Raw genomic sequence first — 14780 nt, 5'->3', positions numbered from 1 at the left:
TTCTCGTCGTGTTCGAATCTCCGCTCGTCCGCCTTCCCGTCGATGGTGGCTACGACCGACAGCGGGTGGTGCGGAAGTTGAGCACGTACGACTGCGCGTGGGCGGGGTTGGCGGCGGTCCACACACCGCCGCCCCGGTCGGCGCGGACGGCAGGTAGCCAGGTCTTGGCCAACGGCAGGTTCAGCCACCTCCACGCGGTGCCGTCCCAGCGCACGACCATGCCACGGCCGGGCACCCCGCAGGACCAGGACCGCTCGAAGGCGCCCTGCGTCACCAGCCACACGTCATCGCGGGCTGCCGTAGAAGCCGTCGGCGGCACGGCGGTCCGCCAGGAGGCGCCGTTCCAGCGGAGCATCGTCGAGGCAAGCTGCTGTCGGCCGGATGTGGCAAGGTCTACGCGCACCGGACACTCCGGACCAGGAATTTCGCCGACGCGATTTGTCGGGGCGTGGTGATACCTATTGGCCGCATGGACACTGATCACGCCGACCCTGCCGACCTTGCCGCGCTTCGTGCCGCGTTCGACGTCGATGCAGGTGAACAGCCGCTGGGCTGGGACGCTGTCCACGCCTTCGAGGCAGAGCATGGGGTCGTCCTGCCGGAGCCGTATCGGACGTTCGTCGCGGAGGTCTGCGACGGCTCCTCTTCGGGACCGCCGGACTTCGGACTCGTGCCGTTGGCGGCTCTGCCCGAGGACTGGGGAGATGGTCGACCGCAGAGGGTCTTGGCCCATCCCTTCCCGCTGACGGAGATGTGGGTCTGGGAAGACGATCCCCGCCCTGATGAGGAGATCGATCCCCTTCTTGAGCAGGTCTTCGATCACGGATCGATCGTTCTGGGCACTGACGGGTGCGGCATGTACTGGCACCTCATCGTCAGCGGACCGCACCGGGGGCATGTCTGGCAGATCAACGGCGAAGGCGCCGCACCCTTCGGCGCCGAATTCGGCTTCTCCACAGGAGAAGCCGGATTTGCCGGGTGGGTCAAGCACTGGGCCGCCCACAAGCCCTGGTTCGACACCGCCTGAGGCGGCGATCAGTACGTTCTGCGCCGCTACCTCAACCACAACCGTTGCGCTGTCGAAGCAGCCCTGGCCGAACGCCTCACCGGCATCGTGCCGGTCGCCGACGTCATCGCCGCCGACACCAACGGCTCGGCAGCGGGCCAACCGGGCTTCTTCGACGGGCCCGACCTGATCCCAGGGTCGGCGCAGCACAGCGGGACCACCATGACCGACAAGCCCTCGCCGACCTGATCAACCAGTACGCGCACCAGGAAACCAGCCCCGACCGGTAGCTGATCCCCTGGGAAGCGCCCGAAACCCTGGGTCTCCTGGCCCAAGGCTGAGGGATCAGAGGCCCTCATCACCGGCAGAACCAGTCCCGACGCCTACGCCATGGTCGTCGTCGGTGCGGCCATGGATCGGGCGGCCGACGCGGTGCTCTGCCAGGAGGAACAGCTTCGGCCGGTGTTCTTGAAAAGGCTGCCCGCCCTTGGGTTCCCGCTGGAAGTCCTCCCGGGCGGAAAGTCGCGCTGTGGTCAGCGGTCAGTTCGGCCGGGCGGGGAGGATGATCGCGGACGGGCGCTCAGGGTCGTGGTAGACGGTTTGGTCGGCGGTGAGGAGGGTGGTGGCGGTGGCGCGTGGTTCCCCGGTGCCGGGGTTGCGGGCGTAGCGGGGGAAGGCGCCGCTGGAGACCTGGACGCGGATGCGGTGTCCGCGCTTGAAGCGGTGGGCGGTGGGCCAGAGTCGCACGGTGGCGCACTGTGGTTCGTCGGCGCCGGTCAGGCTGATGAGGCCGTCGCAGATGTTCCAGGAGCGTCCGGCGAGGTCGACGTCGCAGAGGCGGACGAAGACGTCGGCGTGGGGCAGGCTGGAGCGGAACCAGATCTCGGCGCTGACCTCGCCGATCATCTCGACGTCCTGGTCGAGGGCGGGCGTGGTGTAGGTGAGCACATCCGGGCGGTTTTCCAGTGTGCTGTTGTCGACACGTCCGCAGTCCTTGACCAGGCGTACGCCGCCGACCGCGGGAGTGGGGTCGGCGGGGTCGTAGCGGAAGTGGTCGGGCTCGGACTCGGCCGGCGGCTCGACCGCGAGCCCGCCGTCGGGGTGGAGGTGGAAGGGGCGCGGTGGGTAGCCGCTGGGCGGCCAGGACTCGAAGTCGCGCCAGGCATCCTCCCCCATGACGTAGAGCCGGACCGGTGGGCGTGGCGACGGTCGCTCGCCGCGGGCATGGGCGAGCCCGAATTCCAGGGCCTCCTTGACCGGCACGTTGGAGAACTCCGCGTGGGTCCAGGGTCCTACGGTCAGCCGTGCCGGGCGCCCCGCGTCCTGCAGGATCTGGAAGTCGCGTAGCTGGCCGGGCAGGAAGATGTCGTACCAGCCGCCGATCGAACTGACCGGCGCCGTCACCTCGGCGACCCGGTCCCGGTGGTCGAAGCCGCTCCAGCGGGGATGGTCGCCGTCGTGGGCGAGGATGTCCTGGATGTAGTCGGAGTGCTCGCCGATCGCGGCGATGTCGGCCCGGTCGAGGGGAAGCGTCCGCAGGGAGCGGGCCGTCTTCCTCGCCTGGGCCGGCTGGCGCGGCATCGCGAGCCGGCGTTCCTGGGTGGCGACGAGCACGCCCCAGCCGAACGGTGTCTCCAGCGACATGCCGTCGGCACGCAGGAACTCCAGGGTCAGCGCCGACTCGGTCACCACCGGAATGATCGCCTTGACCTGTGGTGGCAGTTGGTCGGCGACCGCCCACTGCACATGTCCCAGATAGCTCATGCCATACAGCACGATCGCGTCGCCGAACCAGGGTTGCTTCACCAGCCAGCCGAGGGTTGCCAGGCCGTCCGCGCGTTCCTGCCGCATCGGATCGAAGGTCCCACCGGAGCCGAAACCGCCGCGCACGCTCTGGATCAGGACCTGGTAGCCACGCTCTGCCAGCGGCCGGGCCAGGATCATGCCGAAGGGCCCGCGTCGGCCGTACGGGGTACGGATCAACGCGGTCGGCAGGCCCTCGCCGCCGACTCGTGGGGCCCACCGGTCCGCCAGAAGTTCGACCCCGTCGATCATGGGGACTCGAAGGTCCCGCTGGACCACCACATCCCGGGTCAGTGGCGGCGGCAGCTCCAGACGGCGCTGGATGAGCCGGCTGATCAGGTTCATTGAGGGGCCTCCATGTCTGATGTGCCGGTGGCCGGGTGTACGGCCGTCATCAGGGCGGACGTCACGCTCAGCAGCCGGTCGGTGAACGCCTCCGGATCGAGCGGGTCGGCGCCCTCGATCACCCAGGTCGTGACGAGAGAGGCCGCGCCGCCGGTCATGAAGGTGGCCATGTCGTCGATGGCCTGCGGGTCGAGCAGGTCGCCGTAGAGCTCCTGCATGCCCTTCCGGTTGACCGGCAGCAGCAACCTGATCAACTCCTGGCCCAGTGCGAACGCACAGGATCCGGTCAGCAGGGCACGGTAGAACACCCGATGCTCGGCGAAATGCCGGGACACCGCGAGCGCTCGCTCTCGTCCGTCCGTCTCCTTCGGGCTGGTGGTGAGGTGGGGGAGCAGCTCTCGTCTGGCGAGATCGAGGCCGGCTTCCAGCAGCAGCGTGTCGCGATCGCCGAAGTGCTGGTACACCACCTTCCGGCTCGCATCCGCGGCCTCGGCGATGTCGGAAAGCGGCACGCCTGACGTCCTGCGTTCGGTCACCAGCGCGACGGCGGCCCGCATCAGGGCGGCGCGTGAGCGGCGCACCCGGCGATCCCGCGCCGGCTCGGGCACGTGAAGATCCATAATCGAGATAATGCACAAGTGTATCTAAAGAACCAAACGTTCCTTTACTCGCTGAGCGGTGATCGGCGGAGGACCGGAGGCTTGGGCGGGGCCGGTTTTCGCATCCCACAGGCCAGATAGATCATCACAGCCGGGGAACGGCGCCCGTACCCGGCGGGTACGGGCGCCCTTCGCGCGTCGGCTGATCGACTTGGTCGCCGGGCGTCAGTTCTTCGACGGTGCCAGCGCGTCCAGTTCGGCGACGGTCGCGTACGCGCTCTCGCCGAGTTCGCCGACCACGCGCACGCCGGTCACCGTCGTCGACCGGCCGAGGTCGAAGTCGACGATCTGGTACGGCCGGCCGCTGTTCAGCTCGCTGTCGGGCACCGCCTTCGCGGCCCGCCAGCGGCCGTCCGGGCCGCGCAGTTCGACCTTGGCGCTCTCCAGCCAGCCTCCGGTCTCCGTGTGGTCGCCGGTCATGAAGCGCACGGTGTCGACGCGCACCTGACGGTTGTACGTGACCGAGAAGCTCACCGGCCCGTCGGCGCGGCCGGAGAAGAACTGCGCGTCCTGCGGGGGCTCGTACCCGGAGAAGTTCGCCTCCCGGCCGTCGGCGAACGCGGCGGCGGACGCCTGGCCGCCCCCGTCGGTGGATCCGGTCGCCGAGGTCGACGCCTGGACGCTGCCGCCGGTCAGCCGCACCTGGTTGTTGGCACTGCGCTGGTACAGGTCCATGACCGGGTTGGCGGCGGCGAGACTCGTCAGGTTCGCTGGGTCGGGAGCCGCGACCGTCTTGATGTTCCAGCTCCGCGTGGAAACCTTGCCGCCGCCCGCCTTGACCGCCTGGTCCACCAGCGGCAGCATGCGCTCGGCGAGCAGGGTGAAGGTGTCGGTCGCCGCGGGGTCGTCCGGCAGGTAGTCAGGCAGGTTGTCGCGGGTGCGGTAGGCGTTGTAGTTGTCGGAGAGCGTGGTCCCGGGGAACTGGGCGCGGATGTAGTCCGTGCCGCGCATCAGCCCGATGAGCCCGCCGAGGGTGGCCGTGGGGTTGTCGGAGTCCCACCCGGACAGGGTGCCGACCTGGATCGTGCGACGGTAGTCGCCCTCCCCGTACAGCAGCGCCAGAACGCCGGTCGCGAAGTTGATCGCGGCCTCGACGGCCAGTTCCCGGCCAGGTCCGATGGGGTAGGGGCGGAAGATGAAGCCGTTGCTCGCGGCGTCGGCCTGGTAACGCTGGTAGATCCGGTCGCGGGTGGCCTCCCAGTCGTTCACGTCGGGGTTGGCCAGGAAGTCGGCGAGTACGAAGTCGACGATGTCCGCGGCCTTGGAGGTGTCCGGGATGTACTTGCGCGCCTCCCGGGTCAGCCACAGCGCCTGGTCACGGCCCGAGAGCTTCGGGTCGACCACGGTGGCGAGGGAGTACAGCACCGCGTAGTACTGCGAGATGTGGGTGGCGTAGCCGTCGGCCGTCGTCTGGATCGGCAGGTCGGCGATCTCCATGGCCAGGTCGGGCCGGCCGGGGGCGACCGCGCCGAACACCTCGGTCGTGAGCTGCGCGTCGATCATGAGCGAGCCCTTGTTGGCGACGTTCATGCCGGTCGACGGCGGCAGGATGCCCTGGCCCATCAGCTCTCGGGCGCGAGCGTTGGACACCCAGATGAACCGGTTGATGTGCTCTTTCCACCCATCGGCGATCTGCTCCGCCGTCAGCCAAGGGCTCTTCGCGACGTTGGTCATCAGATGCGTGTAGGTGTACTCGATGTCGGTGTCGTCGTCGGCTCCCCACGGCGCCTGGATGACGAAATCGATCTTCGCTCCGGACCGGCCCTGGTTGGTGCCCCAGTCGGCGTCCGTGTAGAACGGCGGGGCCTGCCGCTGCAGTTCGGTGTTCAGGCCAGTCCAGTTGGCGATGCATTCGGCCAGCCACATGGCCTGCAGCCGGTCGGCGTACGTGTCCCGGTCGAGCGACAACCGGTACTTGCCTCCAGCGGAGTTGTCCTTGGCGGGTTGGGGGGTGGCGACCGCGGGCGCGCCCAGCGCCACGGTTGCGCCTACCGCCGCTGACACGACAGCGGCGATCGCCCGGGAGAGTCTTCCTCTTTGCATTTCGACCGTCCTTCTCGGATCGAAGCGCAACACGTGTTGACAACACGAGTTGCTGGACAAAAGGAAGCGGGCCGGTGGCCGGGGGATCAAGGTTTGGGCGGTCTTCGTTAGCGGATCGTAATCTCACGGCCATGTTGATTAACGAGTTCGTCACGAAGGGTTGCCGGTGCGCCTGGGAGTGCCGCACACTCTCCTGCCACACGCGTTGCCGACTCGCCGGACTGCCGGTGAGCCAGGCGAAGCGGGCCCGCCGGTTCGGCGGGGACCGGTCGCAGGAAGGCTCTGCCCGCCTCCGGCCCGCTGGTGCCGGGCGGGTCCAGGTCGCCGTTCGCCCGGCCTGCTGGTGCCGGACGAATCCAGGTCGTCGTTCGCCCGGTCCGCTGGTGCCGGGCGGACCCAGGTCGTCGTTCGTCCGGTCCGCATCGGCGGGCCCGCGTGTTCGCGGATAACGGTGGTTCACCGCCGTGTTGCCGAAGTGTTACACCCGCTGACTCTTGCAAGCCGGTCAGGCCGGGCCCATACTTCCGTCAACACGAGTAATCAACACGAGTTGAAGGGCGGAGATGGTAACTCGACGTGACGTGGCGCGCCTGGCAGGCACTTCGGAGGCCGTGGTCAGCTACGTGCTCAACGGTGGTCCGCGCGGGGTCGCGCCTGCCACCCGCGAGAAGATTCTCGCGGCCATCGAGCAACTCGGGTACCGGCCCAACGCGGTGGCCCGCTCGCTGAAGACGTCCCGGACCATGACCTTCGGGCTCGTCGTACCCGACAACTCCAACCCCTTCTTCGCCGAGCTGGCCCGCGCCATCGAGCACGTCGGCTTCGCCCACGGGTACACGATGCTGCTGGGCAACGCGATGGGGGACGACGCCCGCGAGGTGACGTACATCCGGACCCTGCTGGACCGGCAGGTCGACGGGCTCATCATGGTCCCGGCGCACGGCCCGCGGAGCTGGATCAGCGAGCTGTCCGACACCGCGGTGCCCCGGCTGGTGCTCGACCGCGAGCTGGAGCTGCCGGGCGCGACCCACGTCCTGGTGGACAACGAAGGCGGCGGCTACCAGGCCACCAGCCACCTCATCGGCCACGGGAGGCGGCGGATCGGCTGCATCGCCGGACTCGCCGGCATCCACCCGACGGTCGACCGGGTCGCCGGCTGGCGCCGCGCCCTCACCGAAGCCGGGCAGGATCCGGCCGAGACGCCCTTGGTGCACGTGGCGTTCGGCCGGGCCGACGGCTACCGCGCCGGTCGGCGGCTGCTCGCGGGCCCGCGGCATCCTGACGCCCTCTTCGTCACCAGCGACGAGCAGGCCATCGGCGTGCTGCGGGCCGCCGCCGAACTGGGCCTGCGGGTCCCGGACGACGTCGCCATCTGCGCGTTCGACGGCATCGACGGCAGCGCCTACACCGTGCCCGCGCTGACCACGATGCGTCAGCCTTTCGACGAGCTCGGCCGCTCCGCGGTCGAGTGGCTGGTCGCCAAGATCGCCGATCGGGAGCTGGCGCCGCGCCGGATCGTGCATCCCACCGCGCTCGTCGCCCGCGGATCCTGCGGCTGTCCGGATCCCGCCGGCGGCGACTCCGCGATCGGCGATGATCACCATGACGGCTGAGCCGGAGGTCGTCGTGGTGGGCGGCCTGAACATGGACCTGCGGATCCGGGTCCCCCGCCTGCCGAGCCCAGGGGAGACGGTGCCGGGAGGCCGTCTCGACCGCGGCACCGGCGGCAAGGGAGCCAACCAGGCGGCCGCCGCCCGGCGGCTGGGCGCGCGGACCGCCATGGTCGGCGTCATGGGCGACGACGAGTTCGGCGCGCAGGTGAGCGCGACCCTGGCCGAAGCGGGCGTCGACCTCGCCGGGGTGGCCACCGTCGGCGGGCCGACCGGCACGGCGCTGATCCTGGTGGATCCGGCGGGCGAGAACATGATCATCACCTCGCCCGGCGCGAACGGCCTGCTGCGGCCGGAAGACCTGGGCGCGCTGAGCGGCCGGCTCGACTCGGCCGGCGTGCTCCTGCTCCAGCTCGAGGTCCCGATCGAGACCAGTACGGCGGCGGCACGGCTGGCCCGCGCCGCCGGCGTGTCCGTCGTGCTCAACGCCGCGCCGCTGCCGACCACGGTGGACGATTCGCTGCGCGAGCTGATCGGCCTGGCCGACCTGCTGGTCGTGAACGAGACCGAGGCGGCCGGCCTGATCGGCGACGTGGCGGAGCGGCTGGAGGGGTCGGATCCGCTCGAGTACGCCTCGGCGCTGCGCCACCTGGGCCCGGCCGAGGTGGTGGTCACCTTGGGAGCCAGGGGAGCGGTGCTGGCGGGGAGCGACGGGCGCAGCCGGCACCTCCCCACGTTCCCGATCGAGGTGGTCGACGCGGTCGGCGCGGGTGACACGTTCTGCGCGGAACTGGCCGTGGCACGTGCCACCGGCGTGCGTGAGCTGGACGCCGCGGTCCGGCGCGCCTGCGCCGCCGGCGCCCTGGCCACCACCCGCCCTGGTGCGCAGAGCGCGCCCAGCCGGTTCGAGGTGGACGCGCTGCTCGCGGCCCCCGAGCGCCCGGCCCCGGTTTCCGGCGGCGGCGCGGGAAGGACCGGCCATGCGCCGTGAGGGCATCTGGCATCCCCGCCTCATCGAGGTGCTGACCGGGCTCGGTCACACCGATCTGATCGTCGTGGCCGACGCCGGCCTTCCGGTACCGGCCGGCGTGGAGCGCATCGACCTGCTGTGGTCCCGGGGCGAGCCGGGTTTCCTGCCCGTGCTGCGCGCCGTACTCGCCGAAGGCGTCTTCGAACACGCCACCGTCGCGGCCGAACTCGCCGATCCGGTGGCCGTCTCGGGCCTGGCCGCGGCACTCGGCCCGATCCGCCGCTCGTCCGTGCCGCACGAGCGGCTCAAGGAGCTCACCGGCAACGCCCGCGCGGTCATCCGGACCGGCGAGGCCACCCCCTACGCCAACGTCGTCCTGCACGCGGGCGTCGCGTTCTGATTCCCCCGCCTTTCGACACCTCTGCAACGCACGCCACAAAGAAACAAAAGGAGGGCCCATGAAGACAAGGGCCGCGCTGATCCCGATCGTCACCCTGGCCGCCGTCTCGGCCCTGGCCGCCTGCGGCCAGGAGAGCACCGGCACCACGGTGGCCGCCGAGCCGACCGGCAAGCCCACGGTCTGCCTGGTCATGAAGTCCCTCGCCAACGAGTACTTCCAGCAGATGCAGCAGGGCGCGGTCGACCACGTCGCCAAGCTCGGCAACGTCACCCTCGACTCCAGCGGCACCCAGAACGAGACCGACGTCGACGGGCAGGTCGCGCTGGTCGAGAAGTGCATCACCAAGCAGGCCCAGGCGATCGTGCTGGCCCCGGCCGACTCCAAGGCGCTGGTCCAGTCCGCCGCCAAGGCGGCGAAGGCCGGCATCAAGGTGGTCAACATCGACGTCAAGCTGGACGACGCCGCGCTGCAGCAGGCCGGGGCCGACGTGCCGTTCGTCGGCCCGGACAACCGGGACGGCGCCAAGCAGTCCGGTATGGAGCTGGCCAAGGCTCTGGGCAAGGGCGCGAAGGTGGTGATCCTGGAAGGCAACCCGGGCGCCGACAACGCGCTCCAGCGCAAGAACGGCTTCGACGACGCGGTGGCCGAGGGCGGTCTGGAGCTGCTGGACTCCAAGACCGCGCACTGGGAGACCGACGAGGCCCACACCGTGTTCGGCAACATGCTCACCGCCCACCCCGACATCAAGGGGGTGCTGGTCTCCAACGACGCGATGGCGCTGGGGGTCATCAAGGTCATCGAGGAGCGCAAGGCCGACATCAAGGTCGCGTCGTTCGACAACATCCCGGCGGTCAAGCCGTACCTGCAGAGCGGCGTGATGGTCTCGACGCTCGACCAGTTCGGCTCCAAGCAGGCGGCGGACGGCATCGACTACGCCATGAAGATGATCAACGGTGAGCAGGTGACCGGCTGGCAGAAGACGCCGATCACGGTCATCACCAAGGACAACGTCGGCTGACACCCGCCACGAGGCCGGGGTGGGGCCGCGGAAGCAACCCTCCCCACCCTGTCCTCACCCCATGAGACCGTGGTCCCCGAAGGAGTCAGGTCGCCATGCCCACCACCACTGACACCGCACTTCTCGACATCGCCGGCCTGACCAAGCGGTACGCGGGCGTCACCGCCCTCGACGAGGTCGACCTCAGCGTCAAGGCCGGTGAGATCCACATCCTGATCGGCGAGAACGGCGCCGGAAAATCCACCCTCGTCAAGTGCCTGGCCGGCATCGAACGCCCCGACGGCGGGACGATGACGTTCGGCGGGGAGCCGCACCGGCCGGCCGCCGCCGCCGACGCCCTGCGCGCCGGCATCCAGGTCGTGCACCAGGAGCTGGCCCTGCTGCCGGCGCTCTCGGTCGCGGAGAACCTGTTCCTGCAGCGGCTGCCCCGGCGCCTGGGCCTCGTGGACCGCGGGGCGATGCGGCGGCGCGCCAGGCAACTGCTCGAACAGGTCGGGCTCGAGGTCTCCCCGGACACCCCGGTCGAACGGCTCGGCATCGCCCAGATGCAGCTCGTCGAGATCGCGAAGGCGCTCTCCGGCGACTGCCGGCTGCTGGTGATGGACGAGCCCACCGCCACGCTCACCCCACGCGAGACCGCCACGCTGTTCACGCAACTGCGCCGGCTCACCGCCGAGGGGGTCGCGGTCATCTACATCTCCCACCACCTGGAGGAGATCTTCGAGATCGGGGACCGCCTGACCGTGCTGCGCAACGGCAGGGGCGTGCACACCGGACCGGTCGCTGAGCTCACCCCCGCCGAACTGGTGCGGATGATGGTCGGGCGCGACCTCGACGCCGAGTACCCGCCCGTCGCCGACCGGCCGGTCGGTGACCACCTGCTGCGCGTCACCGACCTGAAGGTGACCCCGGACGCGCCGCCCGTCTCGCTGTCGGTGCGGTCCGGCGAGGTGGTCGGGGTCGCCGGGCTGGTCGGCTCCGGACGTACGGAGACGATGCGGGCCATCTTCGGCGCGGACCGACCGGCCGCCGGCACCGTCGAGGTACGCGGCCGGCCGGTGCGGATCACGCATCCCCGAGACGCGGTCCGCCACGGCATCAGCTTCCTCACCGAGGACCGCAAGGCCCAGGGGCTGGTGCTGGACCTGCCCATCGCGGCGAACATGAGCCTGGCCGCCATCGACCAGGTCAGCAGGCTGGGCCTGCTGAGCCACGGCGCCGAGACCGCCGCCGCCCGCGACCTGTCGGAGCGGCTCCACGTCCGCGCGACCGGCCCGCACCAGAAGGTACGGGCGCTGTCCGGCGGCAACCAGCAGAAGGTCGTGCTCGCCCGCTGGCTGGCCGCCGACACCGATCTGCTGATCGTCGACGAGCCCACCCGCGGCATCGACGTCGGCGCCCGCTACGAGATCCACCAGTTGCTGCTCAGCCTCGCCGACTCAGGCAAGGGCGTGCTCGTGGTCTCCTCCGACCTGCCCGAACTCCTCGGCATCTGTGACCGCATCCTCGTCTTCTCCAAGGGCCGGATCGCCGGCGAGATCGCCCGCCCCGACTTCGACGCCGAACGGGTGCTCAACCTCGCGTACTCCGGCTACCTCAAGAACGGAATTTCGGCATGAGCTCGATCAGTGTGGCGCGGGGCAACCCGCGTACGAACCGCGTGGTCAGCCAGGTGCTCGGCGAGGCCGGCATCGGTGTCGCGCTCGTGGCGCTGGGGGTGTTCTTCCTGGCGTTCGCACCGCACTTCGGTACGGCGCAGAACATCCGCGACATCATGACCCAGATCACGCTCAACACGATCCTGGCCGTCGGCATGACCTTCATCATCCTCGTGGGTGGCATCGACCTGTCGGTCGGCTCGCTCATCGCACTGTGCGCCGTGGTGGCCGGCACCGCGATGGAGGGCGGAGGCGCGGGGTCCATCCCGGGCGCGATCCTGCTCAGCCTGCTGATCGGCGCGGCGGCCGGTTTCATCAACGGGTTCGTGACCGAACGCTGGCGGGTGCCGTCGTTCATCGTCACGCTCGGCATGCTCTACGTCGCGCGCGGCGCGGCCCAGCAGTACACCGGCGCGGCGACCATCTACAGCCTCCCCGAGTCGCTGACCTCGTTCGGCACCGCGACCCTGGCCGGCGTGCCCGCGGTCTTCGCGGTCGCGCTGCTGATGGCGGCGGTCGCCTGGTTCGTGCTGTCGCGTACCGTCTTCGGGCGGCTCGTCTACGCCACCGGCAACAACGAGGAGGCGGTGCGCCTGTCCGGTCACCGTACCGGCGTCATCAAGGTGATCTGCTTCATGATCGGCGGGGCCTGTGTCGGCGTCGCCGCGATCGTCTACATGGCGCGGCTGGGCGTGGCGAGCCCGATCCTGGGCCAGGGATACGAGCTGAACGCGATCGCCGCGGTGGTGATCGGCGGCGCCAGCCTCTCCGGCGGCCGGGGCTCGGTGATCGGCACCCTGCTGGGGGCCTGCCTGCTCGGGGTCCTGACGAACGGACTGCTGCTGATGGGGGTCTCGGACTTCCAGCGCACCATCGTGACCGGCGCGGTCATCATCGTGGCGGTGGTGCTGGACGCGTACCGCAAGCGTCTGTCCACCCGCCTGTCCGTCGCCTCCTGACCGGTCCGGGAGAGGCCCGATTGCTGGGCCCGGTAGGTGCTGAAGGCGGTGGCGAGGCCTCTGTTGCTCATGCCGTCGGTGATCAGGACGATCGAGAGAATGCGATCGTTGGTTCCAGGAGATCAAGGCGGGGAGGGCACGGCAGCACTACGATCTTGATGGTCTCCCGCCCCCTGTGAAAGAGGCTGTCAGTGGTCACGCACTCCGAACTCGTCCGGGTCTTCGGCACGGACGGCGTCGTCACGCTCGACCGCGACCAGGCCGAGCAGCGCGGCTTCCGGTCAGAGGACGTGGAGCTGCTGTGTGAGGTCGGCCTGCCGGTCACCGCCGACATTCTCTTCACGATGCACGTGAACGGTCCCCTCGATGCCCTGACGGTTTTCGATGCCGAGACGCCGGAGCGACCCGCACGTTTCATGATCCTCGGCAAGGGTTGTACCGACGATCGGATCCGCTACGCCATGGAGCTGGAGAGCGGCAACGTCTTCCTGCTCGCGCTGGAGGACGGCGTGCCCACCCCCGAGCCCGAGACCATCAACGCCTCGCTCGGCGCGTTCGTGGAGTTCCTGCACCGAGTCGAGCTGTGCGCGCAGGAGATGGGCGGGGCGTCCCAGGAAGAGGCGCGCCCGTACCTCGAGAAGGTCATCGCCGACCTGAGGACATGCGATGAGCGTGCTCTCGCGCCGGACACGTTCTGGGGCGGGCTGATGGACGCCTACCTGCACGGCGGCGTCCCCCGGCCGCCCCAGGGCAGCCGAGCGGCGATCGCCACCGCGCTGGAGGCGCACCTCCCCGATGACGAGCCGCTGCGCTGGGCGACCAACATCCCGATGGGTGAGGGCGTCCAAGAGCTGAGCGCGCACCGCGCGGACGGCTGCTGGCTGCTTGTCACGTGGGGTTTCAGCGACCTGGACGGTCTGCGCGACGTCGGCCCAGAACCGGGTGCCGGCGGCCTCGGTTTCGAGCTGACGATGCGCGTCCCGCGCGGCGAAGGCGACGAGCTGCCGCCTGGCTGGGCGCTGGCGACGCTGCAGAACCTCGGCACGTACGTGTTCGGCGAGGGCCACCCGTTCGCCGACGGGCACCGGATGGGTGTTGCCGGTCAGCTCGGGCCGGAGACGAGCAGGCTCGGCGCGCTGCTGTTCGTCACCGACCCGCATCTGGGCGTGATCGACGCCCCTGGCGGCGAGGTCGAGTTCATTACCGCGGTGGGCGTCACCCGAGAGGAACTCGCCGAAGCGAAGGCCACCGGCAACGACGCGGTGCTCGCCCGCCTCGCCGGAGCGAACGGTGTCCCGCTCACGGACGTCACCCGGTGAGCGTCAACCGCAGGCCGCCGAAGGCGTGCTCTCAGTCCGCTGCCAGGTAGGCTCGCCAGCCGCCGTGTGCCGTGATGTCGGCCGCGCCCGCCAGGCCCTCCGGCGTGCACACGAAGCCGGTCACCATGCTGCCGTCGGCCAGCTCGACCTGGCCGAGCGCGAGCGGCCGGGGCACCTCGGCGAGCAGGCTCCCCAGGCCGTCGGGTGGCAGCTCCCACACCTCGACCTCGATCGGCGCACCGTCCTCCGCCACGCGGACCAGGCCCGGCTTGGGCGGGGCGGTCGGCAGGGCGTACAGGCGGTAGGCCGCGGCGGTGGTCGTGGTGACGACGAGGTCGGCACCGCGTTCGGTGAGCTGGTGATTGAGCGGCTGGCCGCTGAGGTGGGCGCCCGCGACGGCCAGGCGCAGCGGCGGACGGAGGGTCTCGGCGATCGCCGCCAGGTGGTCGTCGGCGTACGGACGGCCCAGCAGCATCACGCCGAAGGGAAGCCTGCCGACCGTGCCCGCCGGTACGGCCAGGGCGGACAGGCCGAACAGATTGGTGGAGTTGGTGAAGCGCCCGAGCCTGGAGTTGGCGGCCAGGGGCTCGGCGGCCACCTCGGCGAGAGTCGGGTGGCCGGGGGTCGTGGGGAGCAGGACGGCGTCCGCGTCCCCGAGGTTCGCCATGGCCTGGGCGCGCAGGTCCGCGAGGGTTTCCTGGTCGGCGAACAGGCGGTGTGCGGGGAGCGCGCCGGCGGCCGTGATGATGCCCGCGACGGTGGGGTCCAGATCCGGACCGCCCTTGGTGACGAACTCGCCGACCGCGCGGTGCCGCTCGGCGACGAAGGCGCCTTGGTAGAGCAGTTCCGCGGCCCGCAGGAAGGGATCGGGGTCGATGGAGAGCAGGTGCACGCCGCGCAGCGAGTGGGCGGCGCGTTCGAAGGCCGCCGCCCAGCCGGGGTCGAGCTCGCCGAGCGCGTCCACGTCCGGCACGGCCACCGGCCAGGGCC

14 protein-coding genes are annotated in these 14780 nt (G+C 70.4%); 9 read left to right on the top strand and 5 right to left on the bottom strand.

Annotation, left to right across the window (positions count from 1 at the left end):
* Window positions 1–49: 49 nt before the first annotated feature.
* Entirely contained in the window at window positions 50–403 is a 354-nt protein-coding gene (locus tag ABD844_RS49260; RefSeq protein ID WP_344895854.1) for a hypothetical protein, read from the bottom strand.
* Between the two features lie 66 nt (window positions 404–469).
* Here ABD844_RS49260 and ABD844_RS49255 point away from each other — a divergent pair, with 66 nt between their 5' ends.
* Both ABD844_RS49255 and ABD844_RS49250 read left to right on the top strand, forming a co-directional pair.
* Entirely contained in the window at window positions 470–1027 is a 558-nt protein-coding gene (locus tag ABD844_RS49255; protein ID WP_344895851.1) for an SMI1/KNR4 family protein, read from the top strand.
* 87 nt (window positions 1028–1114) lie between these two features.
* Window positions 1115–1255 carry a hypothetical protein gene (locus ABD844_RS49250; RefSeq protein ID WP_344895848.1) on the top strand — a complete coding sequence of 47 codons (141 nt, stop codon included), beginning with the start codon at window positions 1115–1117 and terminating at the stop codon, window positions 1253–1255.
* Window positions 1256–1546: 291 nt separating this feature from the next.
* Here the strand turns inward: ABD844_RS49250 and ABD844_RS49245 are convergent, their stop codons facing one another.
* From ABD844_RS49245 to ABD844_RS49235, 3 genes are all read right to left on the bottom strand, one after another.
* Complete coding sequence (locus ABD844_RS49245) at window positions 1547–3154, bottom strand: CocE/NonD family hydrolase (protein ID WP_344895845.1); 1608 nt, start codon at window positions 3152–3154, stop codon at window positions 1547–1549.
* On the bottom strand, window positions 3151–3774 hold the full coding sequence (locus tag ABD844_RS49240; protein WP_344895842.1) for a TetR/AcrR family transcriptional regulator: 624 nt from the start codon (window positions 3772–3774) through the stop codon (window positions 3151–3153). The genes ABD844_RS49245 and ABD844_RS49240 overlap by 4 nt, the downstream gene beginning before the upstream one ends.
* A 204-nt stretch (window positions 3775–3978) precedes the next feature.
* Window positions 3979–5817 carry an ADP-ribosylglycohydrolase family protein gene (locus ABD844_RS49235; protein WP_344895839.1) on the bottom strand — a complete coding sequence of 613 codons (1839 nt, stop codon included), beginning with the start codon at window positions 5815–5817 and terminating at the stop codon, window positions 3979–3981.
* 602 nt (window positions 5818–6419) lie between these two features.
* Here ABD844_RS49235 and ABD844_RS49230 point away from each other — a divergent pair.
* From ABD844_RS49230 to ABD844_RS49200, 7 genes are all read left to right on the top strand, one after another.
* On the top strand, window positions 6420–7469 hold the full coding sequence (locus ABD844_RS49230; RefSeq protein ID WP_344895836.1) for a LacI family DNA-binding transcriptional regulator: 1050 nt from the start codon (window positions 6420–6422) through the stop codon (window positions 7467–7469).
* Window positions 7459–8457, top strand: coding sequence for a ribokinase (locus tag ABD844_RS49225; protein ID WP_344895833.1), 999 nt, complete (start codon window positions 7459–7461; stop codon window positions 8455–8457). Before ABD844_RS49230 ends, ABD844_RS49225 begins: the two co-directional genes overlap by 11 nt.
* A complete protein-coding gene (gene rbsD / locus ABD844_RS49220) occupies window positions 8447–8836 on the top strand; it encodes a D-ribose pyranase (protein ID WP_344895830.1) in 390 nt (129 codons plus the stop codon). Before ABD844_RS49225 ends, rbsD begins: the two co-directional genes overlap by 11 nt.
* A 58-nt stretch (window positions 8837–8894) precedes the next feature.
* Window positions 8895–9854: a sugar ABC transporter substrate-binding protein gene (locus ABD844_RS49215; RefSeq protein ID WP_344895827.1), complete on the top strand. Its 960-nt coding sequence runs from the start codon at window positions 8895–8897 to the stop codon at window positions 9852–9854.
* A gap of 95 nt (window positions 9855–9949) precedes the next feature.
* On the top strand, window positions 9950–11473 hold the full coding sequence (locus tag ABD844_RS49210; protein ID WP_344895824.1) for a sugar ABC transporter ATP-binding protein: 1524 nt from the start codon (window positions 9950–9952) through the stop codon (window positions 11471–11473).
* Window positions 11470–12471 carry an ABC transporter permease gene (locus tag ABD844_RS49205; RefSeq protein ID WP_344895821.1) on the top strand — a complete coding sequence of 334 codons (1002 nt, stop codon included), beginning with the start codon at window positions 11470–11472 and terminating at the stop codon, window positions 12469–12471. Before ABD844_RS49210 ends, ABD844_RS49205 begins: the two co-directional genes overlap by 4 nt.
* 191 nt (window positions 12472–12662) lie before the next feature.
* Entirely contained in the window at window positions 12663–13790 is a 1128-nt protein-coding gene (locus tag ABD844_RS49200) for a suppressor of fused domain protein (RefSeq protein ID WP_344895818.1), read from the top strand.
* A gap of 31 nt (window positions 13791–13821) precedes the next feature.
* On the opposite strand, the gene ABD844_RS49195 is transcribed toward ABD844_RS49200, so the two are convergent.
* Window positions 13822–14780: allophanate hydrolase-related protein (locus ABD844_RS49195; RefSeq protein WP_344895815.1), on the bottom strand; the 959-nt coding region annotated here is incomplete at its 5' end.

Source organism: Nonomuraea antimicrobica (assembly GCF_039536965.1).
In the GTDB taxonomy this organism is placed as follows: domain Bacteria; phylum Actinomycetota; class Actinomycetes; order Streptosporangiales; family Streptosporangiaceae; genus Nonomuraea; species Nonomuraea antimicrobica.
Note: the sequence above shows the minus strand (reverse complement) of the source record. Positions and strands in the feature narration are given on the sequence as shown.